We start from the raw sequence: 22,828 nt of genomic DNA, 5'->3' as shown, positions 1-22,828 counted from the left end.
TTTTTCTTTGGCTAGATTTTTTTATAAAATGCGGGTGGATAAACAGTTTTACCATCAAATTTTGCTAAAAACAGCTGATAATAACTGTTTACGATCAAACTGGCTTCTGATGGAATTTGACAAAAATCAGGCACTAAAACACCATCAAACTTAACAGTTAGTGGATTCAGCCCTAAAGGCGCAAGCTTGACTGGAAATTCCCCCGTCAGAAGTAGATTTTCACCATTGACATAATATTTTTCCTGAATTTTCAGCCACTTTGGATTTTGAAAATAGAGCTGACGTGCGATAAACTCAGGCAGATTTTTAAGCTCAGGCACAGCTAATTTTTTCATACGCTGCGCTTGGAACGGCGACCGCAAAATCTCAAGTAAGTCTGACGTCCCAAAATCAAAGGTTTGTGTGTGATAGTAAATTTTCCCCGTCAGATCCTGATGAATCATACTTTTCAAACGCAAGCAAGCCTGCGTCAGATCAAGTTCCCAGTAATAAAAACCAGCATTTTCACTAAAATAAGTCAGATTTTCTTTGAGCACTGTCATCTTATCAGAAAGCCACAAGTCCCGCCCCATAAGCCAGATAACTTGATAGCCATGTGCCCGATAAGTTTCCGTCCGCTCTCCTAACCTTTTTACAGATAAAGGACTACACTGAATCTCAATGGCAATCCTATCATTCACTAATAAATCTGGCGTCTGATTGAGTTCTGATAAAAAATATTCTACCTCGACCTTCTGATGATCAGCCTTGAACCAGTGATAAAGTCGCTTTTTCAAGGTCAGATGTTGGACACTTTCATTTTCAGAAAACGACTGACAGGCATCAAGCGAGACGTGGGCAAAATGCGGCAGTTTGATCTGTCCATGCTTAAGCCTCACCTGACTTTTACAGGCAGGACAGCGTAAAAAAACGTCTGACAAATCTGTAAAGTCAGAGGATGCAAGTTCTAAGGTATTGACAATCCTGTCTTTTTCATCTAGTGCTACTAACATTGGCAAAACCTCCCTAATACTACATACGAAAAAAACTGCAATTTGCTCGCAGTTTATGTCCAGCTTTTATAAAGTTGATCAATGACAGCAATACCCGTCTGTGTCATCTCCGCCGTCATGATCGGACTTTCGGTCGCACCAGCTAAAATGAGCGCATTAACATGTGCAACCTCGTAGACAAAGTCGCTTTCAAAATCCGCCTCAATCGTGCGTTTTGTCCCGTCAAACAGCTCAACCATCGCCGTTTTCGCCTTCCAAAACTCAGGTATAACAAGCCGTCCTTTCGTTCCCTGGATCGTCATGACCTTGTCAAGACCGACCTTTGTCGTTAGGAAAATGTTAGCCAACACACCATTATCGAGTTTTAACAAGACTTTTGCCTGACTGTCAGACTCGCCATCAGCCATATCAGAAATACCCGAAAAGTCGCTAATTGCCGCATCAAAAATATACTGCAGATAGCTCAGTGCATATGGCAACATAAAATGTACCGTGCCGCCACCTGCGTCCAAGTCCCGAAACCAGCTGATATGATCAATATTGTCATAAGCCGTCACGCTCTCAACCGCAAGAATCTTGCCAATCTCGTCAGAAGCAACCACCTGCTTGACCAAATTCGTTAACGGCAGAAAAACAGACTTTTGCGCCTCCATGAGAAAAAGATGTTTCTCACGCGCAATCTCAAACAACTCTGCAGACTCGCTAGCTGTCAATGTAAACGGCTTTTCAAGCAAGACATTTTTGCCAGCAAGTAAAGCCTTTTTCGCCTCAGGAAAATGGCCTTTGTTATAGGTTGCAATATAGATCACATCAAGCTCAGGATCTGCATACATCGCCTCATGACTGCCATAAGCTTTGGGAATCTGGTGTTCTTTTGCAAAGTCGTTTGCCGTCTCAAAAGTTCGGCTCGACACTGCAAGCACCTGTGCATTTTCCTCGCCAAGCATGCGAACCGCTTCTATAAAACGTGGGACAACCTGCGCTGTTGAGACAACACCGTATTTTATTTGTTTCGTCATGATAAACTCCTTTTATACTACTTCTATTACTTACTGCATTTTCTCAATTATACCAAAAAAAGACCACGAGGTCTCCTATTTCAGTCTTACTTAAAAACTCAGAGCATAGTCTGCAGGCATACTTGAAAGAGACGCCACACTCACTGCCATACCAGGTTGTGGTGCATGGATAAACTGCCCATTGCCCAGATAGATACCCACATGATTACCACCGAAAAAGACGAGCACATCGCCGACCTGAGCTGTCGCTGTACTATGCGCCTGCCCCATTCCCATCTGTGCCCATGTCGTGCGCCCGATTTCTTTGCCTAGCGCCTCACGATACACATAGGACGTAAATCCTGAGCAGTCAAAGCCAGTAGGCGTTGTCCCGCCGTAGACATAAGGCACACCTTGGTAGCGCATGGCAGTTTCCGTGATTTTTTCTGCTGCTGATTTTTCAGCGACTTTGGCTGTTTGTGGTACTGTTTTTGCTTTCTGAGCAACATGTTTTTGCGCTGTTTCATGCGCTTTTGCTGTTATTTTTACTGTATCATCCATGGTTTTAGTGAGTTGGGTCAATGTTGCTGAGACGTCTGACACGTTGATTGACTCGGCACTCGCAGCAGATGTCAGACCTCCCGCAAAGAGAATCGCAACTGTTACTAATGATTTAATTGTGTTATTTTTATGTTTTGTCATAACTACAGTTTAACATAAAAAAACGCCCCAAAAGGCGTTTTCATCAGAACTTAACTAACTTGTCAAACTGTTACATCTCTGACAAGACTGTTATTTAATTGTCATATAGCTTAAGACAAACTCGTCAGAACAGACCTGAGATATTACCCGCATTATCAACATCCATATTGAGTGCAGCTGGTTTTTTTGGAAGCCCTGGCATGGTCATGATGTCCCCAGTTAGTGCAACGATAAATCCTGCACCAAGTTTTGGCACCAACTCGCGAATGGCAATCTCAAAGCCTTCAGGCGCACCGAGCAATTTTTGATTGTCAGAAAAACTATATTGCGTTTTCGCCATACAAATCGGCAGATTTGACCAACCATTACGCTCAAACTCAGCGATTTGATTCTTTGCTTTGTTAGAAAATGACACCGAGCTACCACCGTAGATTTTCGTCACAATCGCTTCAATCTTTTCAGGAATGGCAGACTCTAAGTCATAAAGATAGTGGAAATCTTGCTTTTTCTCAGTGGCTGTGACGATTTTTTCAGCCAAATCAAGCCCACCAGCACCACCTTTTTCCCAGACTTGTGTGAGTGAAAAGGCAACGTTTTTAGCCGTCAGAAGCTCTGACAAGGCAGTTATTTCAGCTGCAGTATCTGTCACAAACTCATTGATAGCAACAACGACTGGTAAACCATAGCTCTGGATGTTATCAATATGGCGATTGAGATTGGCAAATCCAGCTTGCAAGGCCGCGATATTTTCAAGGTCAAGCCCATTTTTTTCGACACCACCGTGCATTTTTAGCGCACGTACAGTCGCCACGATCACAACAGCATCAGGCGTTTTTCCGAGTTCACGCGTTTTGATGTCAAGGAATTTTTCACCACCAAGGTCGGCACCAAAACCAGCCTCAGTCACTGTAAAATCCGCAGCTTTGAGCGCCGTTGTCGTTGCAAGCACGCTGTTACAGCCGTGTGCGATATTGGCAAATGGTCCACCATGCACAAACGCAGGCGTCCCTTCAATCGTTTGCACCAGATTTGGCTTGAGCGCATCCTTAAGCAAAACGGTAATCGCCCCTTGAATCTCAAGGTCGCCTACAGTCACAGGGGTTCTGTCATAGGTATAGGCAACCACGATCTTTGCCAGACGTTCCTTAAGATTTTCGATTGACGTTGCAAGACAGAACACCGCCATAATCTCGCTTGCAACCGTGATATCAAACCCATCTTCACGCGGCACACCATTGATTGGCGAGCCAAGACCTGCGATGATATGGCGCAGCTCACGGTCATTCAAGTCAACCACACGCTTCCAAATCACACGGCGCGCGTCGATATTGAGCGCATTGCCCTGGTGGATGTGGTTGTCCAAAAGCGCTGAGATAGCATTATTTGCCGTTGTAATGGCGTGCAGATCCCCAGTAAAGTGCAGGTTGATATCTTCCATCGGCAGCACTTGTGCATAGCCACCACCCGCTGCGCCACCTTTGATACCCATGACAGGACCAAGCGACGGTTCACGCAAAGCAATCATAGTCTTATGACCCAGCTGATTGAGCGCATCACCTAAGCCAATAGTAACTGTAGACTTGCCTTCACCAGCTGGCGTTGGATTGATTGCTGTCACCAAGATCAATTTACCCGTTTCATTTTTTTGCAATTTATCAATGGCGTCAAATGTGATTTTTGCCTTGTATTTGCCGTATTGTTCAATATCATCAGCTGAAATGCCAGCTTTTGCTGCGATTTCAGTGATGACTTTCATAGTAGATGCCTGTGCGATTTCGATGTCAGATTTTACCAAGATGTGTCTCCGATTTCTATTTTCTAGTCTTTAACCAAATTATAGCAAAAAAATACAAAAAATCCGCACATTTTCGGACAGTTTCTAACGATGACTGCCTCAATGTTCGGATTTTTTGGTGATTTTAGTTATTTTTTTTCAAAGGACGTAATAGCTTCTCAAACAAATTTTCTTTCTCAACTACTTCATTATCATCTGTCTCAATTTCCTCAGGAACAACATATAGGCCGATATTTTTATATTTAATGTGTGCATTACCACGTAGTAATGATCCAATGCGTATATAATTTCCTTCGGCTTTCAGATCAATTTCAAGATGCCGCCACTTGCCAGAAGTCAAATTTTCTTTTTTAGCATGAAATCCCAGACTATCAATAATAAATTTTGGATCATTAGACACTTTATCAGGAAATGTCCTTGCAAAGAAGATAAGATCGTTCCCTGGTAGGTCAAAAACATCCTCAACCCAAACATCAAAAGCTAGTCGATACATCGTATTAGCGATGGCAATTGGGGCACTTTCTAGCTTTGTTGAAGACTTTGACTTCCTATTAATTTCTAGTAAACCATCTTTTACTAAATATTCTCCAGTAACATCCTCCCAAAAATCAAGTCCGTCCAAAAAATCAGAATTACGAACTAGATTCCAATTTTGTGATGCCTTATTTACTTTAATATGACTCGTTTCGACATCGGATAAACTTTCTTCCGAAAGATCTGAAGAAATAGCCAAATTTAAATTAGGGTATGCAATATTGACAAGCTTATCAAGTAATGAGCTATAATAATCTTTGTCGAAAGCGAAATAATCAACTGCTTCACTAGATTCCTCATAATTAGTAAAACGCGGTATTTCTTCAATACCAATCACATTGAATTCACTTATCGCATAGTCATCAAACAGATTCCAAATTTTATTATAAATATCTAATGTTTTTTTATTAGCAGCTTCGTAAATATTCCCTGTCAATTCAGATTTAAGTTGCAAAGAAAATTTAGATTTATTGATGATTACTTGAGTTCCTGGCAGATATGTCTGAACAAATCCCATAAAACGATCAAACGACGCTATCCACAGTGCACTATAATTGTCATAATCACTCGTGACATGCAATTCATCCGCAATCTTTATAGACTCAAATACAGTATCTTCTGAGTAGCGCTTCTCTATGTTTGTTAGATAACTACCCGACTCAGTTTGGATAACTCCCCAGTATATATCAGCAGCAAAATCTAACATGATAATATCTGGTTGAACAGCTATTAAATTATTCAAACCATCTTTGTTTAATTCACTTAACAGCTGAGATCTGTCTAGAAGCGACTGATTACTATTTATTTTTTTGTGATCATAGTCTATAACCTCTGACATCAATGATATGATTGAGACATCAGATTGTACATCAACTAAGTCAAATAGAAAACTTGCCTTTTCATTCTCGATAAGGCCTGTGGATACTTGTGACCCTATCACTACCATTCTTTTTTTCATAGCCTTATTTTATCAAATTTTTGTCATTTTCACAATAAAGAGTGAAGCGCAATGAAGTGTCATTTTAGTCAAAAATGTGACAAAATCTCCTATTTAATGTAATCTTTCTAAAGATACATGATATACTATATCTATAGAAAGATGAGGTTTAATATGAAAAAAGCAATTTTAGGTGTTGTTGTTGCGACTACACTGTTCGGTGGTGCAATATCTGCTCATGCAGCAGACTCTGGTAGTCAGGGCATGTATCGTCTGTATAACCCAAATAGTGGCGAACATTTTTATACAGCGAACATAAATGAAAAAAATTCACTCGCCAAAGTTGGCTGGAGATATGAAGGAATTGGCTGGACAGCACCACAAAAATCCAGCGCACCAGTTTATCGTCTTTACAACAAAAATGCAGGAGACCACCATTATACTGTCAGTTCTGCTGAAAAAAACATGCTTGTAAAAGCAGGCTGGCGTTACGAAGGGATTGGTTGGTATTCATCTGATACCAAAGCTGTCCCACTTTATCGGGCCTATAATCCAAATGCAAAGGCTGGTAGCCATAACTACACGGCAAATCTTGCAGAACAAAACATGCTTGTAAAAGCAGGCTGGAGAAATGAAGGTATCGGCTGGTATGGTATTAAAACCTTTACCTTCCCAACTGTTACCAATCCTAAAAAACAAGCAATAAAATTAAAAAGTAATAATCCTGCAAATGGTAATAAACCTGGCGGAACTTATATCTATAGCGATATAAAAAACAAGACAATTTCTGGTAATGCTTACTCAACAAACAGTGACAATCCACTTGCTGTTCCTGTCTGGGCAGTCAATAATGGCTTCTGGGATAACCCTTATCAACGCCCTGGAAATTCACTCAGTAATACCACACAAGCGGGGGGTGTTATCGATGAATACGAAAACAATACTGCCTTGACTGCTGCTCAAAAAGTACAGCTCAATAAATTTGTTAGTCAACCACGATCTATCTTCTTCACACCTCAAAACTCAGGTGTAGACAAAAATGGTACACTCGCTTCAGCAACCCAATATACCGATAATCTAGAACGTTATATCGCACAGTTGACAGCTAGTGATAAAAATGCGCTTGTTCAAATCTCACTCTTTGGTATCTATTCAGTTGCTGGAGGTGAAAACACAACACGCGCCCTAACAGCTGCTGAAAAAACAAAATATGTTGATTGGATCTCAGGCGTTACAAAAGTGATTGCAAGATCAGGTGCCAAAAACGTTGCGATCATCATGGAACCAGACGCTGCTATGCTTGCTGGTACGACCTACAAAGACGCTGCGACACGTAAAACTTTAGTCAAAAATGCAGTTGCAACACTCTCTACAGGCATCAAAAATGCAGGTCTCAAAAATGCAATCTATATTGATGCGGGTTCAGCCGATTGGTTAGATGATTGGACCGGTACTCGAAAAGGGGCCAATAATGCCGTTGCGTTTTTGAAATCTGTTGGCATCCAAAATGCACGTGGTTTCGCCCTTGGTGCGACTCACTTTGATGGTACTGCTGACAATATCAGCTATGCCAAAGATATTTCTAACCTCCTAAGTTCTGCAGGTATTAAAAATAAAAAAGCTGTCATAGACACCGCTGACAATGGATATGCTTCAGGTCGTGGCTATACTAATTATGAGTGGACAAACTTACAATTAGGTGCTATTCCTGCTATAGGTAACGGCACAGGTGGCGCTAGCTATGATGATCAAAAACTTAAAAATGGTAATTACCTTTCAGCACTTGGTGTCCCACCAACTTACCAAGTAGGAAATGCAATCAAAGGGACAACAGCAACTGCTAATGCTTATAGAGCTGCTGCACAGACCTATGTAGATGGTTACCTATATTTTGGTAGACCGCAATATGATAACAACGCAAGCCCTTACGATAGCTTAAAAGCACTAACAACAGCAACACACAGTTCTGACACCATTGCTTTGCCATGACTCTGAAATAAAAATTTCTTTCCCCCAAAAAACAAGTGACCCTGCTCACTTGTTTTTTTGATGCAAAAAATTGTATGAGTTTCCTCATACAATCTTCTACTAACTAACCTAGCAGAGTTGGCTCTCTATTACTCGCCAAATTCCTTCTCCACTGCAACTAACGCGGCATGAAAGACCATATCCATGTCGTAGTACTGATAATTTCCCAAACGACCACCCATGATGACATTGTCAACCTGATCTGCCTCATGCTTGTACTGACGGAAAAGTTCAGAGTTTTTATGGTCATTCACTGGATAATACGCTTCTTTCGTGCGATCCCAGTCCTGCGGGTATTCACGCGTCAAAATCGTCACATCATCATCACCTTTTTGGTCAAAATGGCGCCATTCCATGACACGTGTGAACGGCGTTTCAGCATCGGTGTAGTTGATTACTGAGTTGCCTTGCGCATTATCTGTCGGCAATGTTTCTGACTCAAAACGTACGCTACGATATTCTAACTCACCAAATTTATAATCAAAAAATTGGTCAATCATGCCCGTGTAGACAATCCGTGGAAACTCTGATAGATACGCTTCTTTATCCGCAAAGAAGTCTGTGTCAAGCTGCACGTCAATCAAATCACTGTCAAGCATTTTATCAAAAATCGCTGTGTAACCATCGACCGGCACGCCTTGATAGCGGTGGTTGAAATAGTTATTATCATAGATAAAACGCGTTGGCAAGCGGCGAATGATAAAACTAGGTAACTCAGTCGCCTTGCGACCCCATTGTTTCTCAGTGTAGCCTTTGATCAGTTTTTCGTAAATGTCTGTACCAATCAGCGAAATCGCCTGTTCTTCAAGGTTTTTTGGTGTGCCTGAAATGCCCGCAGCTTCACGCTGTTCTGCTATTTTTGCCTGCGCTTCAGCCGGCGTCTTCACACCCCACATTTGATAAAAGGTATTCATGTTAAATGGTAGATTATACAAATCGCCTTTGTAGTTTGCGACAACCTGGTTGATATAGCCGTTAAACTCGGTAAATTGGTTGATATAATCCCAGACAACTTTGTTATCCGTATGGAAAATGTGTGCACCGTAATCATGCACATTGATGCCATTTTCCTTGTGCGTATACATGTTACCCGCAATATGACTGCGACGCTCTATAATTAAGCTACGTTTGCCACGGCTAGCCGCCTCATGCGCAAAAATCGCACCAAACGGCCCAGCACCAACGATCAGGTAATCATAATTTTTTGTGTTGTGTTTCATTTTATTCTCCCTATTTAACATTTAATGTTGCTTGAACTTTTTTTGTTATCCCTTTATCTGTAATAGTATATAGGTCAATTTTCTTATTCGCTTTAAGTACTTTATAAGTCGTCACAGTGTCTTTCTTTTCTTCTTGAAGTACGACCATATTCCTGCCCGTTGCAACAACATTATATTTCCGCTTGCCATCTAGTGTCCATGTATCGCCAGATACATCCAAACTAGTCCAAGACCACCTTGCTTTTACAGTATAATGTCCACTTGCAACAGCCTGAACAGCATCAGACTCTCTATTACTCAAAAACTTGCTTCCAACAACCAGCCCTATTATTAGAGCAATAATTGCGGTGACAATCGTTCCGATTACTTTTTTCATTTTGTTGTTTTATCCTTACACTATTAGATTTTGCTTGACCGCTCTTTTTTTGCCAAATACCTTATTCTGGATCTATACTAATTGATTCAATAATTAAATCACCAGACTCAATAAAATCAGTCGCAGTAAATGCTAAATCTGTGAAATCATCCGAGTTAGCTTTGAAGTTTATTTTTAGCTGATTCTTATCATCCTTATTTATCTTTTGTCTATCTAAGGACTGTATACTTCCCGTTCTGACATGAAAAAATGGTGTAAACTCAGTCTCAATAGTAGATGAAATTGATAAGCTTAGCAGATAATTAAATCCTTTTTTCAATCTGATGCTGTCACCAATTTTTAGACTTATCCATCTATTGTCTGGACCACTGCTATCTTTTTTTGTTCGATGTAACTTAAGGTGATTATCAAGCTGAGATGCTTGCCAGTAGCCATTTGATTCACGTACATAAAAATCATCAACTTTGCCAAGTTTAGCAAGCGTATCGAAATAAATAATCTTACTCCTCAGTGATACCCTGTCTAAATTTTGTCTAGTATCCGTTAGAAAATCGACTTTCGCCTCATATTCCCAATTTCTTCTAGCCATGAAAAATCTCTCAAAATCAGTCTCGTGCCATGCTTCTGTTAACCCATCAGCCAATGAATGAAAATCAGATTCCTTAAGTCCTGTTACATCTAATAACTTAGAATTATCAAACTTTCTGGACAAGACCCTATCTATCATTGCTCCTTCTAACTTAGTGAGAGCAACATAGTCTTGATTGGGTAAGACTGTTTTTAGTTTTAGCCCAAAGACTTTATGATAAATATCAGAAACCTCTTGCCACGTATGGCTTTCCGAAGTGACAACATTAAATACTTGTCCAATAGCACGCTGATTATCAACTAATTTTGAAATCATCAAGGCGACATCTTTTCCATAAACCAAAGTTGTAGATTGATTGATCATCTGATCTGATAAGATGATACCACCACCACGAGTTGTTCGTAGAACATCGTTATTATCACTAGCACCAAATTGAAATCTTCCTCTTGAAAAAGTCATTGAGGGCCGTAGAATCGTCCAATTTTGAGTTGACGCATTATGCAATAACTCTTCTTCTTCAGCTTTTCGAATCCCATAGGTATCAGCAGAAAATTCTGGATATTTATCTAGAACATCTAATTTCCTCGGTGATTCCTCAGTTATATATGCTGTCTCATCAGCCAACGCACGGTAACTACTCAGGAAAAAATATTGTTTACTCAGAGTCAAGAGTTTTTCATACCGTTCCTTAAATTCGTCAGACGAGTACATCATAAAATCTACGATAGATATGAACTTATAGTCAGCCGAAAGTTTCTCAAGCCAAGCTAAATCCTTACCATTACCTTGGAGATAGATAACGTTTTTATCATTACTTTTTCTTTCTGAACGTGATGTGATATAAACCGTAAATCCTTCTTTTACGAGGAATGGCGATAAATACTGCCCAATCGCCCCTGTTCCTCCTACTAATAGAACATTTTTCATAGCATTCACCTTACTATAGTTTTTTACTATAACTTTTTTTATAATATTCATTTGTGCGCTTAAATAAACACTTCAAAGAAAATAGGTCTGCCAGTATCTTTACCCGTAAATTCCTTGATTGAGGTATCAAAGTCTTCTTTATTTTTAGATGATAAATAGTCAAATCCAAGTGATTTAACCCACCCTTCCGCAACTGTTGAATGAGCCTGAGTTACTCCAGGACTGCCATAGTGTTTCAATAGACCGGAACCACTATTATTTACCATAATAATACGAACATTACCATCTAAATTTTTATTCCAAAGAGAATTCATGTCGTAAAAGAAACTCATATCTCCTAGCATGAGGAATTTCAATCTATCAATATCGTCTGTTGCAACTTGTCCCATGAAAGCAGACGCCGAACCATCGATACCATTTGTCCCCATATTTAAGAAAATCTCAAGTTTTTTGTTTGGATCCAAGTTTTCAGTATGAGTCATCATAAAGGTATTTCCGACACCAATATGGAATAATGACTCTTCTGGCATTTGTTTCATCACTTGTTGAGTGACATATTTTTGATTATAAACATCATGGACAGGTGTAGGGTACGCCGCATCTAACGCATTCCATTTGTTCAAATAATCGTTATTATTTTGATTATTATCAGCTTTTTCTGAAAAATATTTAAAGAACCAATCTTGATTCGTTTCTAAAACAGAACTCAGATGATAATACAAATCTTTAATTTCACCATCAGGAGCAACTCGCCAGTTACGGACAGAATCAGGTGCAGCGCGAAGCTTAAAATTAATCGGGTGATTCATAACGTTTTTCCCGCCAAGTGAGATCACGATATCTGGCGCAATTTCCTTATTAAACGTCCGTTGTGAAACTAGTCTAAGCATATTGAATGAATGCACGACTTTATCCCCATATAGATTTGAGAGCCAATCAGCCAAAATCACAACATTATATCGTGCTGCAAAAGCATCTATATTTTTTTGTTGTTCAGCTGTTGGTTTGAAATTTTGTCCATAAATCAGCAGAATTTTATTCGACTTTTTCAAAATCTTCACATATTCATCCCACAATGTGAGATCATCTTGACGCGTTACACGCTTGATATGTTTTAGAGTTGGTAATTCGTATGCTTTTTTTATAGGTGCTATATTTGGAACAGCATCAAAAGAGATATTAATGTGAACAGGTCCGCCACCATTATGGGTTGCCTCCAGAATAGCCTCAGAAACTAAACGACGAGTAAACACTTCATTTTTTTTGCCAGCGGCTGTTGGAATATTGACTGATTTTTTTATCATTGGCTCAAACATACCTGCTTGCTCAATCGTTTGATCTTCTCCTTGACCATGAAACTCTGGATATCGATCAGCTGTAATTGCTACTACTGGTAGGTTCATATAAAATGCTTCTGTAATTGCCGGAGCAAGGTTACTTGCTGCTGTACCACTTGTCACAACAACTGCCGTTGGTCGTTGGGTTTTATTGGCAATACCTAATGCAAAATATCCCGCACTACGCTCGTCTGTCACGTAGTGAATGTTAAAAGCATCTTGGTTATTTTCAATCACTCGTATCAGTGTCAAATCTCGTCCGCCTGGTGCAAGAACAACGTCTTTAATACCGTAATCTCTCATCTTAGCAACTAATATTTTAGTCTTTATGAAATCAGGGTTTTGATTTGTACGGCGAATAAATGACTTCTGGGTTTCTAAAACATGGTGAATACGTGGATTTGGTACAAAGGTTCCCACAAGACGAAATTCATCTTCAATGTAATTTGATTTTATATTTTCAAAAACTGTAGTTGCTGCCTTTGAACCGTTTAAGAAAATCAATTTACTATCCTCTAATGTCCAATATTTTTCGTTAGTCTGATTTGTTCCCGACAGTGTACCATCTTGATTAAAGGTTACCTCCTGTCTTAGTACCTCACCATGTTGCCCTTCGCGATAAAAAACAAATATACCATTCTTCAGAATTTGTTCAGTTGAAACACTGTTTGATGGTATCATAGTTTCACCAGCAGGCAAGATTTTATCCGTCTTTTTAGGCGCGTCAATGGCCGCTTCGAGCCACGCTTGTGACTTGGCAGTTTCAACCGCCACCTGCTTCTCACCCTTTGAGTAATCAATGGTTAGTGTGACATTTTCATTTTGATTGATATCATCGGCTGTATTTGTTTCATACACGCGACGGCTATCTTCTAATCCGAGTAAACTCATCAAGTTAATGAAGCGGTCAGCACCACGCGTTGTATTGTAGAAAACAGAAAATGGGCGACGGAAAATGTATGAGAATACTGAACCGTGGAAACTATCTGTGACAACATATTGCGCATTTTGATACGCATACAAGAAGTTTTCCGGCTTAATTTCTTCAATGACTTCAAAGATATCCTCTTTGAAAATTTCCTTCGCCTTAGCAATTTGCTTCACATTGGCATCAGTAATGACAGCGACTTTTTCAAAGCCTAGCTTAGCAGCCGTTGCTTTGACGACATCTTTTTTCTTTTCAGAAGGATCTAAGATGAAAGCCAATAGATATTCCCCATCAATGCGAGTCGTCGCTTCAGAAGCCAACTTTTCATACTCTGCTTTATCAATCAAGAACACTGGATCAAGCACTTGTTCTGCATCAACACCGAAAATATCTTTAGCCGTTTTAACCGCATAATTTTCACGCACTGACAAGGCATCAAAACGCTTTAAATTCTGCGAATTTTTCTCAACAAACGCTGGCTTATACTTATCATTATCTGCGTCACCAAATGACGTTGAATAAGCGATGCGCTTCTTATCATCACTTGAAAAGTCCAAGAACAGATCATCATTCACACGGCCAACATGAGGATTCCAAAGTTGATCGGATCCAACCATAAATGTATCAGTTAACGCATTCAATTCACTGTTGTTCGAATAGTGTTGCTGTTCTGTGTAATTATATCCTTGACGTCGTGCAAAGTCCATTGGTGCAATTTCATCACTCCACTTAACCCGCCAACCATTATAACCGGTCGCTTCATGAATCATCACAACACTTTTACCTAGATTCGAGACTGCCTTATTAATTGCGAAATAAGTCAACATCGAACCAAAGTTTTGGCCGTACCACCAACCTAAAATACCAACATCAAATTTCGTATTCGGTTCAAAATTTCCATTTATTGTCATTTTTCTACATCCTTTATTGTCATTCTATTTACATGATTAAATTTTTCATTAGCCCGCATGTTGAGCGTTATAGCTCGTTTCTGTTTCAAAAATATGCTTAACCTCAGGGTTTACAACAAAATCACCTGAAATTTTAAACGTCTCTTCTGACAAGACATCAGGTAAAATATCAAACACTGATGTTGGCTCATTTTTCGCGTTTAGAATAATAAACTGATTATCTTCAAACCGCCAATACCGCTCGTTTGGACTATTAATACCGGAAATCACACCATATTTATCAAACACCACGTGGCGCGCCAATGGTTTCTGACGACTGCCAGTACGGTAAAAGACGAACTCATGGGTCGTCATAAATGTTTCAAAATCGACCGCATGGTTAGCAGTTAACACGTTTTGCAACCAAGCAAGTGACTGCTGCCGTTTTTGATTGAAGGTTATTTTATCACCGTAGGCAATCGTACGCGTGACATTATCAGAATTCTGAACCGCTTCACTGGTCATATCTTCGAAAACTTGACGTGAATCCCCTAATGCTAACAAGTCCATCAATTCGGTGAAGCGTTGCGCCCCACGAGTGACATTAAAAAATGAATTAAACGGCTTCTCGAACACGGCTGAAAAGACGCTCCCGTGGAAACTATCCGTCACGACATAAGCCGCATGGCGGTAGATATTCAAGAAATTTTCTGGCGCAGCTTCACGCAAAATCTCAAATTGGTCTCCAGCAAAAATATTTTCATAAATACTAATATTTGCTTCCGGATTTGGAATCACAATGATGTGGTTAAAGCCAAGCTTTTCACTAATAGCCAATGCTACGCGCTTTTTATCCTCGTTGGGATCCAACAAGAACAACGCCAGATAGTCGCCTTCAGGTTCAAACGTCGCTTGGTCAGCCAGTACTCCATAGTCAGCCTTATCAAGCAAAAATACCGGATCTACCACTTGTTCTGCGCTTACACCAGTGTATTTTTTAATTTGCTCCAATGCGCCGACTTCGCGAACGGATACGCCATCAAATTTTTGCACATTATTCCGAAAATCTTTAATGAATAAATCGTTAAAATATTCTTCGCCGCGCGAAATTGACGTGCCATACGAAATACGCTTCTTATTTGGGTTAACAAAACTCAATAGCAAATCTTCATTCACTCGAGGAATACCAGGATTCCAAAGTTGATCGCTACCGACAACGAACGCATCAGCTAAGTCATTCAACTCAGCTAATTCGGATTTATCATACTGTTTTGTATAATTGTAGCCCACCCGCTTAGCAAATTGCAAAGGCATGATTGTTTCAGGCCATCTTACTCGCCAAGCGTTGTAGCCGAGCGTTTCGTGTACCATCAAAACATCGTAACCAAGATTTGAAATCGCTTTATTCAAACCATAGTAGGTCAAAATAGAGCCATAATTTACGCCATACCACCAACCTAAAATTGCAACATCATATTTTTTTTCATTTTCCAACTTTATCCTCCCTCTCTAAAACTTCCGATAAGAGGATTCACCAATCCACTTTTGTTCAAAATCTTTATACTGTTGTGATACTTCTAACTTACCACTTTGGCTTTCGATTAGATCAAACTTAAATTCCCCATCAAATCGAAGTTTCTCTTTTTGTAGTAAGTCTTTAGACGTATGACGTTCGATTATGATACCTTCTTTATCAAACCAACTTAAAGTAACGATGTTGTTTTTAAGAAGAAATTCTTCACGGGTAAATGGATGAACTTTTTCAAAAACATTTTCAGATACGCGGTTAACAAGTAGTGTATTTTTTGTATCATTCATTTTAACAATAAAAGCAAAACTATAATTAGTAAATTCCAACAAGTTGACAACATTAAGCACTGACAAGCTAATGTGGATATCATTATTTACTTTACCGACTTTAAAATCATTAATACGTGAAATCTTTGTCTCATCATCATTCACTGCAACGAACACAGGGCGGATCATATCTGGTGTAATGTCAAACCTTATTTGGTCATATTGAATCAAAATATCAGCTGTTATGTCATCTGATGACACCACAAAATCTGTCATTTTACCATAGATTGGTAGACGCTTGATATCTGTATCTAAGATGTGCGATGTGACTTTTTGAATTGCAATATTACCAAATGGATTGATAAACAAATCTGTCTTTAATCCGTCATCTTCTTCAGTCTCAACATCAAAATGCACTTCGTATGGCAATAACATCTCAATGCCATCAAAAGTAAATCTGACAGGTACCCCGTCTATCGTATTTGCGAGCAAATAGTAAGTCTGATAAGGGTTAAATCGATGTTGACTAAAATTCAGTGTGATTTGTTTGTCATCAATCGTTATGTCATCCTCATCAAACAAGATAACAGGATTCACAGAGTCCAAACTCCAAAATATCTCATTAATATCTGCAAGTTCTTCAACATTAAAAGAAATTGTTTCATCACTAAAGACCGGACGATCAATTTTTGTATCTATAAATGCTTTCTTCATTTTTCCTTTTCCTACCTATCAGTCTTCTAAGATTCTTTTTATTCTACGTTTTAACTTCGATTTTGCTGTCGGTTTACGAATTTTTTTAGTTGCAAGAATAACAAATTCTGGTTTTTCGGTAATATAACTGCCATCTTGCAATAGATAGCGTGGTCTATCATCTTCAGAAAAAGCTAGGTCTACTGCTTCTACGATTGATCCTGGAGAAAGTTTTCTACCACGTTCATTTACATCAAAATCTGGTTTTGCGTATGAATAAACCGTTTTAGCAATTGTCACTTTCGTTTGTTTGAGCTTAGTATAAACATCTTGATTAGCTTCAATGAACCCAAACTCTGTGAATAGTGATATGCTGCCGTCTTTTCTAAATTCAACTGCGAAAATTTTGAATTTATCACCTTTCTTGATTTCATCTCTCTTATATTTTAACTGTGCATCGTGGAAAGTTATGATAGTTTGAGCTGCGCTATAAATACCTGTTGAAAAGTGATAGGTATCAGAAAGTTCACTGATTGATAGTTTCTTTGCTCCCTTAGGAATTTCTCTTGTAGAGTGGTAAAAGACATTTTTTGGTATTTCTTTACTTTTAGATGTGTTGACTGTAATACCGCCGTTTTTATCAAATTGGCTATTGAAGGCAACAAAAGTACCTGACTGTAATCCAGCAAATGGCTTGATAATAGCCCTAATAGCATTAATAGCATTAATAGCAGCAACACCTTCAAAGTCAGCTAAAACATTTTCTCTGGTTACATACTGCTGCAAATCACCGATAGCAATCATGTGCTCATCGTAATCATTTAAGATGACAAAGAATTTATTGATGCCATCTGAAAGCTTGGCATAGTCTTCTGATGTTACTATGATTTGGTAGCGATTATCAGAAACTTTCTCAGCATTTACTGTGATGCGTTCGAAGGGCTTATCGTTATTTCTAATCTCAACTCGGTTGAATCGTTCATGCGTATAAAGATTGAATTCAACAACTAGATTGCCATTTGTGATAGCTGCAGTTTTACCTTTGATACGTACAGGAATCTCAATTTTAGGTAATTCATGATTATCAGGAACAAAATAATACAGATCGTCTATGAGTTCAGCTCGTTTATCAATTGGAGCTAGTGTATGCCAAGCTACGAAATTAACCAAAGTTTCATATTGACCACTCATTAAATACTGCCAAGCCAATTTTTGTGGTTGGCTTTCAAAATATTTAGACGGATCAAACGGCAGTTCTCCCAGATAGCTTGAGATATAGTTGGCTAGTTTTTCGACAGACTCATAGCTCATGCCATAAGCCGTATCCCAACGAAGCGCAAAGTCAAGTGTCAACCATTCCAGGCGTCTGCTCATAAAGCGTTCCATCGCTTCATCTAATGTATAGTTTTCTTTTAAATAAGAAAGTGCACGCAACCACGATACGATAAATGTTTCATTGACAGCTTTAGATAATGAAATATTATCATCATCACGATTTAGATAAATCGTGAGCTGTTTTGTTTGTGAAATCGTCCCTGACATCCGTAAAATTTGATAGAAAAATGTCACATCGTCCGCTACACGTTGGTCAACGAAATGTAGATTTTTTTCCAAGACAACTGACGTCCGAACCATATTTCCTTGAGGTCCCATCCAGTTATAAAATTCATACGGTAACTCAGAAACAGGTCGGTCTATACTTTCTTGATCAACATAGGCTGGTGAAAAGAGTTCCATACGCCCATTTTGATTACGAACAATACCCCCAAAAACGATGTCTGACTTAGACTGATCTAAAAGATTAGATAGGATCTCTAAGCCTTTTTCATCATACCAGTCATCCGCATCTAAAATAACAAGATGCTCGCCACGAATGTATTGCAAACCAACATTACGCGGACCATGCGCACCACCTGTATTTTTATCCAATGCATATATTTCAATGTTGGGATATTTTTCAGTATATGGCAGGACGATTTCAAGTGAGTTATCTGTTGAACGGTCATCACAAAAGAGCACTTGGATATTTTCAATACCAATTGTTTGATTGACAAGTGAGTCCATCATACGCTTCAAGTAAGGTTCATTGTTGAAGTTGGCAATGACAACTGACACCTTTGGATTTTCAGTAATTTGTTCAGATTTTGTTATCGTAACAGTCGGTAGATTCGTTTTCCATGACTGATCTGTTAAATCGTACTGATATTCAACATATTCTTCTTTTTTGTTCAACTCTTTGAGTATTTTTTGGCTCATTTTTTTCTTTCTATTTTAAAATTTCAAACTATGATACGCTTATTATATCATTTAGCGCTATGTTTTGTGATAATTTTTCTAAAATCCTTTACACCAACCTCAGAATAATCGTCAAAAACGGCAACAAATATAGTTTTTTTATCATCATAGTCTTGTGGCAATGTCACTTGAAACTGATTTTCCGATAATTGATGATAGGACAGACGTATTCGTGAAGCATATGGATCCATGATGGACCGTATTTCAAATCCTACTAGAGGTTTGTATGAATAGACTTCTAAGTCCAGTTGGTGATCGGTGAAATTTTTCGCAACAGCATGGGCATTCAGCCTTACTTTAGGAAATTTCTTTGATAACTGCGGAAAATAGAAAGTATCCCCTTCACGTGTTACCAGTCCTAACTTTTTATTCAACACATAACGAACTGAATGCAGATTGATAAATCTATAAACGCTTGCTGCATCTTTTTCATTCAAATATTGCCAAGTTAGCTTTCTAAGGTCACTTCTAAAGTATTTACTAGGATCAAAGTTTAGCTTACCGATGTATTGATCAAGCTGCGCCTTAAAATCCTGAATACGTGCTTTTCCGAACTTATAACCAATATCACGTCTGACACAAAAATCATAGAGTAGCCACTCTAACCTGCGAGACAGAAATCTTTCTTTTGACGTGTCATCAGGAAATGTCTCATTAATGTAACTTAGTGCCCTAAACCATGAAATCATAAAATTTCGATTGATTGCCTTACTCAAGCTCAGATTATCTGCGTCACGGTTAAGATAGGTCGTCATTTCCTTACCTTGCGTGATTGTTTGAGAAAACTGTAGCGCTTCATAGAAAAAGGTCACATCATCTGCTACACGCTGATTGACAAAGTGCAGATTATGCGTGGTGACTAATTCTCGCCGTATCATGATACCTTGCGGTCCTAACCAGCCGTAAAATTCTGCTGATAGCTCTTGAATAGAGCGATTCCTAAACTCACCATCTATGAAATAAGGTCTACTTTTTAAACTAAGTTTTCCGTCAATGCTTTGTACAATGCCTGAGACAGCAAAGTCATCGCCACTTTCATCCATTAACTGTGACAAGTAGGCCAGAGCATTTTCGTCATACCAATCATCAGCGTCTAAAATGACAAGATATTCCCCTCTCGCATTGAGCAAGCCGACATTTCGAGGTCCGTGTGCGCCGCCTGTGTTTTCATCAAGTTGATAGATTTCAATGTTGGGGTACTTGTCAATGTAGGGCTTTACAACCTCAATCGAGTTATCTGTCGATTTATCATCTATGAACATGACCTGAAGATTTTCTATTCCCAAAGTTTGGTTGACAAGTGAATCCATCATTTTTGAAAGATATGGCGCATTGTTGTAGTTTGCGATGACAACAGAAACTTTTGGTGTTTGTGTGATGATCTTTGACTGGCTAATCTTGAAGGTCATGGTTTTTTCTTGCCACGACTTATCCGTCAGATCGTATTGAAATTCTTGATATTCCTGATTTTTAATATTTTTTTCCAAGTTATTTTACTCCAATCACAGCGCATCAGCCATGATATTTTCGATTAATCTGATAACACGTCTTGTAGATTTTCCATCTTTATACTTGAAGACGTTGTGATACAACTTTTTCTGCCGTGCAGCATCTCTACTTACAAATCTTATCTCATCTATCAACGTTTGGTTATCCACGGTTATCCTTCCAGGAAAGTATTTTTCATAATCAAAAAGCAGACCTGGACTATTTGAGTATTCTGCCAAATCAGGCACGTACGCAATAATAGGCTTTTGAGTCACCATGTAATCATAGACGATTGCAGAATAGTCACTAACCAAAATATCTGTTACCGCAAAAACTTTCTTGATTGACTCTTCTTGCATATAGAATATATTTTTATTATCTTGGTATTTAGAGTTAGAAATAAGTGGATGGGGCTTGTAAATAATTGCGTACGATTCTCCTAATGATTTTTGAATAAAATCTAAATCAATCTCCACTTCCCGAAAACCTGTGCCAAACCGACCACGAAAAGTTGGGGCATAAGTTACAATTGTTTTGTTTTTTATCTTAGGATACTTTTTCAGCATATAGGCTACATTCTGCTTTACCCTTTTTTTATCAAATAATTTATCCGTCTCAGGAATCCCTGTAATTTTAACATTTTCTTTTTTGACATTGAAGGCCTCGGCAAACGTTTCTACAAAAAACTCTGAGTTTGCAATCGCATAGTCATAATTTTGTATCTTATAGTCTCGTTTGACGTTATTACCAAACTGTTTTATAGCGCCTGTTGCATGCCAGAGTTGGAGCACCTTGACACCATTTGTTCGTTTGAACTTTGAAACTACAAAATTGTTAAAATCCAGTAATACCAAGTGTGAGCTGTTTATGGCAAAAAGTTGTTTAATGCAAGTGATGACGTAGGCAAGCTGATTTTTTATACCCGGTGTGTATTCAAACAAGTCATATTTAAGATCGTATTTCCCAGATTTTTCAAGTGCTTGACTAATAATTTTGAAGTCCCGTGTTAACTTACTACTTTCAAGAGAAATGAATGTAATCCGATCATTTTTGACTTTTGGCAGCAGCGAAAAAGGGTAAAAGATAGACAAGATAATTGTCAAAATTAAATTTTTAATTTTCATCTGAATACCTCCTTTATTACCTTCTCACTTGCTTTGCCATCTTGTAGTTGGTTGAATCGTTGGTTAAACGCTGCTAAACGCTCATAGTCAAATTTTTCTGTTGTGATTTTTGTCAGTAAGTCGTCTTCTGTCTGGCTGATATCATTGGGCAGATCTGACGGGACATCTAGGTAGAAACCTCGTAACTCATCTTGGTAGGCTGCCATATCGTACATATAAAAATAGATAGGCTGCTTAAGATTGGCATAATCAAAAAACACACTTGAGTAGTCCGTAATCAGCATATCACTCATCAGATAGGCGTCGTTAATGTCTGAATCAGCGGGCAAAGTTTGCACAAACTCTGTCAGATCTGACGGGATTTCAAACTGATTTGAAATCAAATAATGCGGTTTGAAAACGATGAGATAGCCGTCACCAAGCTGCTTTTGCCATTTATGGAAGTCTACTTCTAGCTTAAATGTATACCCCGTCAGACCATAGTCGTTATCCCGCCAAGTGGGCGCATACAAGATAACTGTCTTTTCTTGTGGCATACGATACTTTTCTCTGATGTCTTTTTTTGATTTATCATCCGCCTGACTTAGGACATCATTTCTAGGATAACCTGTTTCAATCAGCTTTTCTTTAGGGACCTGAAAAGCTGAGCTGAACACTTCTGTTGAAAATGAATTTGGTGATACCAGATAGTCCCACAGCTGACTGTCTTTGTCATATGAGGCAAGCATTTGCTGATAGGACTGTTGGCTACGGTAGTAAGTGATGCCAGTATCTGTCATATCATGCGCCAATCTTTTCAACGGTGTACCGTGCCAAGTTTGCAGGTAAATCTGATCGTCTTTTTTGACATAATATTCAGGCATTTTGGCGTTGAATACCCAGTATTTTGCCTTAACTAGATAGTAAAAATAAGCGAGTGAACGTTGCTTGACGACCTTTGCACCCTTGATATGTTCAAGCTTTTTCATCCCCCAAACAAGCTGATAGTTCTTGTGCTCGGGATTGCTTTGCATAGCTTCGAAAATAGCTTTAGGATTGTCTAGATAGCCTTTACCATTGAACGATGAAAACAAGACAAGTTGATCATCTGTTTTAACAAAAAAATGCATGACATACAAAAGAAGCGGTATCACTACCAGTACAACCTTTCTTTTAAAATATGCTATGCGTTTCATCAT

16 protein-coding genes are annotated in these 22,828 nt (G+C 38.8%); 1 reads left to right on the top strand and 15 read right to left on the bottom strand.

Annotated elements, in window-relative coordinates; genetic code table 11:
- Nucleotides 1-11 precede the first annotated feature (11 nt).
- The 5 genes from Hs20B_RS01140 to Hs20B_RS01120 all read right to left on the bottom strand — a co-directional run bounded on the left by Hs20B_RS01140 (nucleotide 12) and on the right by Hs20B_RS01120 (nucleotide 5,979).
- Nucleotides 12-992, bottom strand: a complete 981-nt coding sequence (locus tag Hs20B_RS01140) for a competence protein CoiA (protein ID WP_172354745.1) — start codon at nucleotides 990-992, stop codon at nucleotides 12-14.
- A 53-nt stretch (nucleotides 993-1,045) separates the two neighbouring features.
- Nucleotides 1,046-2,011, bottom strand: a complete 966-nt coding sequence (locus Hs20B_RS01135; protein ID WP_172354743.1) for a Gfo/Idh/MocA family protein — start codon at nucleotides 2,009-2,011, stop codon at nucleotides 1,046-1,048.
- 90 nt (nucleotides 2,012-2,101) lie between these two features.
- Complete coding sequence (locus Hs20B_RS01130; RefSeq protein WP_172354741.1) at nucleotides 2,102-2,692, bottom strand: C40 family peptidase; 591 nt, start codon at nucleotides 2,690-2,692, stop codon at nucleotides 2,102-2,104.
- Nucleotides 2,693-2,816: 124 nt separating this feature from the next.
- On the bottom strand, nucleotides 2,817-4,487 hold the full coding sequence (locus tag Hs20B_RS01125) for a formate--tetrahydrofolate ligase (RefSeq protein ID WP_172354739.1): 1,671 nt from the start codon (nucleotides 4,485-4,487) through the stop codon (nucleotides 2,817-2,819).
- A gap of 124 nt (nucleotides 4,488-4,611) precedes the next feature.
- Nucleotides 4,612-5,979, bottom strand: a complete 1,368-nt coding sequence (locus Hs20B_RS01120) for a DUF6270 domain-containing protein (RefSeq protein WP_172354737.1) — start codon at nucleotides 5,977-5,979, stop codon at nucleotides 4,612-4,614.
- 153 nt (nucleotides 5,980-6,132) lie between these two features.
- On the opposite strand from Hs20B_RS01120, the gene Hs20B_RS01115 reads away from it, so the two are divergent.
- Nucleotides 6,133-7,947 carry a glycoside hydrolase family 6 protein gene (locus tag Hs20B_RS01115; protein WP_172354735.1) on the top strand — a complete coding sequence of 605 codons (1,815 nt, stop codon included), beginning with the start codon at nucleotides 6,133-6,135 and terminating at the stop codon, nucleotides 7,945-7,947.
- 128 nt (nucleotides 7,948-8,075) lie between these two features.
- Here the strand turns inward: Hs20B_RS01115 and glf are convergent, their stop codons facing one another.
- From glf to Hs20B_RS01065, 10 genes are all read right to left on the bottom strand, one after another.
- The gene (gene glf, locus Hs20B_RS01110) at nucleotides 8,076-9,206 is read right to left on the bottom strand and encodes a UDP-galactopyranose mutase (RefSeq protein WP_172354733.1); all 1,131 of its coding nucleotides are present in this window, start codon (nucleotides 9,204-9,206) and stop codon (nucleotides 8,076-8,078) included.
- A gap of 10 nt (nucleotides 9,207-9,216) precedes the next feature.
- Complete coding sequence (locus tag Hs20B_RS01105; protein ID WP_172354732.1) at nucleotides 9,217-9,582, bottom strand: hypothetical protein; 366 nt, start codon at nucleotides 9,580-9,582, stop codon at nucleotides 9,217-9,219.
- A 61-nt stretch (nucleotides 9,583-9,643) separates the two neighbouring features.
- The gene (locus tag Hs20B_RS01100) at nucleotides 9,644-11,098 is read right to left on the bottom strand and encodes an NAD-dependent epimerase/dehydratase family protein (protein ID WP_172354730.1); all 1,455 of its coding nucleotides are present in this window, start codon (nucleotides 11,096-11,098) and stop codon (nucleotides 9,644-9,646) included.
- A 59-nt stretch (nucleotides 11,099-11,157) separates the two neighbouring features.
- Nucleotides 11,158-14,274: a 2-succinyl-5-enolpyruvyl-6-hydroxy-3-cyclohexene-1-carboxylic-acid synthase gene (gene menD / locus Hs20B_RS01095; RefSeq protein ID WP_172354728.1), complete on the bottom strand. Its 3,117-nt coding sequence runs from the start codon at nucleotides 14,272-14,274 to the stop codon at nucleotides 11,158-11,160.
- Nucleotides 14,275-14,322: 48 nt separating this feature from the next.
- Nucleotides 14,323-15,747 carry a polysaccharide pyruvyl transferase family protein gene (locus Hs20B_RS01090; protein ID WP_172354726.1) on the bottom strand — a complete coding sequence of 475 codons (1,425 nt, stop codon included), beginning with the start codon at nucleotides 15,745-15,747 and terminating at the stop codon, nucleotides 14,323-14,325.
- Nucleotides 15,748-15,762: 15 nt separating this feature from the next.
- Complete coding sequence (locus Hs20B_RS01085; RefSeq protein ID WP_172354724.1) at nucleotides 15,763-16,764, bottom strand: hypothetical protein; 1,002 nt, start codon at nucleotides 16,762-16,764, stop codon at nucleotides 15,763-15,765.
- An 18-nt stretch (nucleotides 16,765-16,782) separates the two neighbouring features.
- Complete coding sequence (locus tag Hs20B_RS01080) at nucleotides 16,783-18,999, bottom strand: glycosyltransferase (RefSeq protein ID WP_172354722.1); 2,217 nt, start codon at nucleotides 18,997-18,999, stop codon at nucleotides 16,783-16,785.
- 47 nt (nucleotides 19,000-19,046) lie between these two features.
- The gene (locus tag Hs20B_RS01075) at nucleotides 19,047-20,525 is read right to left on the bottom strand and encodes a glycosyltransferase family 2 protein (protein WP_172354720.1); all 1,479 of its coding nucleotides are present in this window, start codon (nucleotides 20,523-20,525) and stop codon (nucleotides 19,047-19,049) included.
- 15 nt (nucleotides 20,526-20,540) lie between these two features.
- Nucleotides 20,541-21,650 carry a CDP-glycerol glycerophosphotransferase family protein gene (locus Hs20B_RS01070; protein ID WP_172354718.1) on the bottom strand — a complete coding sequence of 370 codons (1,110 nt, stop codon included), beginning with the start codon at nucleotides 21,648-21,650 and terminating at the stop codon, nucleotides 20,541-20,543.
- Complete coding sequence (locus Hs20B_RS01065) at nucleotides 21,647-22,828, bottom strand: CDP-glycerol glycerophosphotransferase family protein (protein WP_371863826.1); 1,182 nt, start codon at nucleotides 22,826-22,828, stop codon at nucleotides 21,647-21,649. The genes Hs20B_RS01070 and Hs20B_RS01065 overlap by 4 nt, the downstream gene beginning before the upstream one ends.

It is taken from the genome of Pseudolactococcus insecticola (genome assembly GCF_011170065.1).
Taxonomy (GTDB): domain Bacteria; phylum Bacillota; class Bacilli; order Lactobacillales; family Streptococcaceae; genus Pseudolactococcus; species Pseudolactococcus insecticola.
This window is presented reverse-complemented; position numbering and strand designations above follow the sequence as displayed.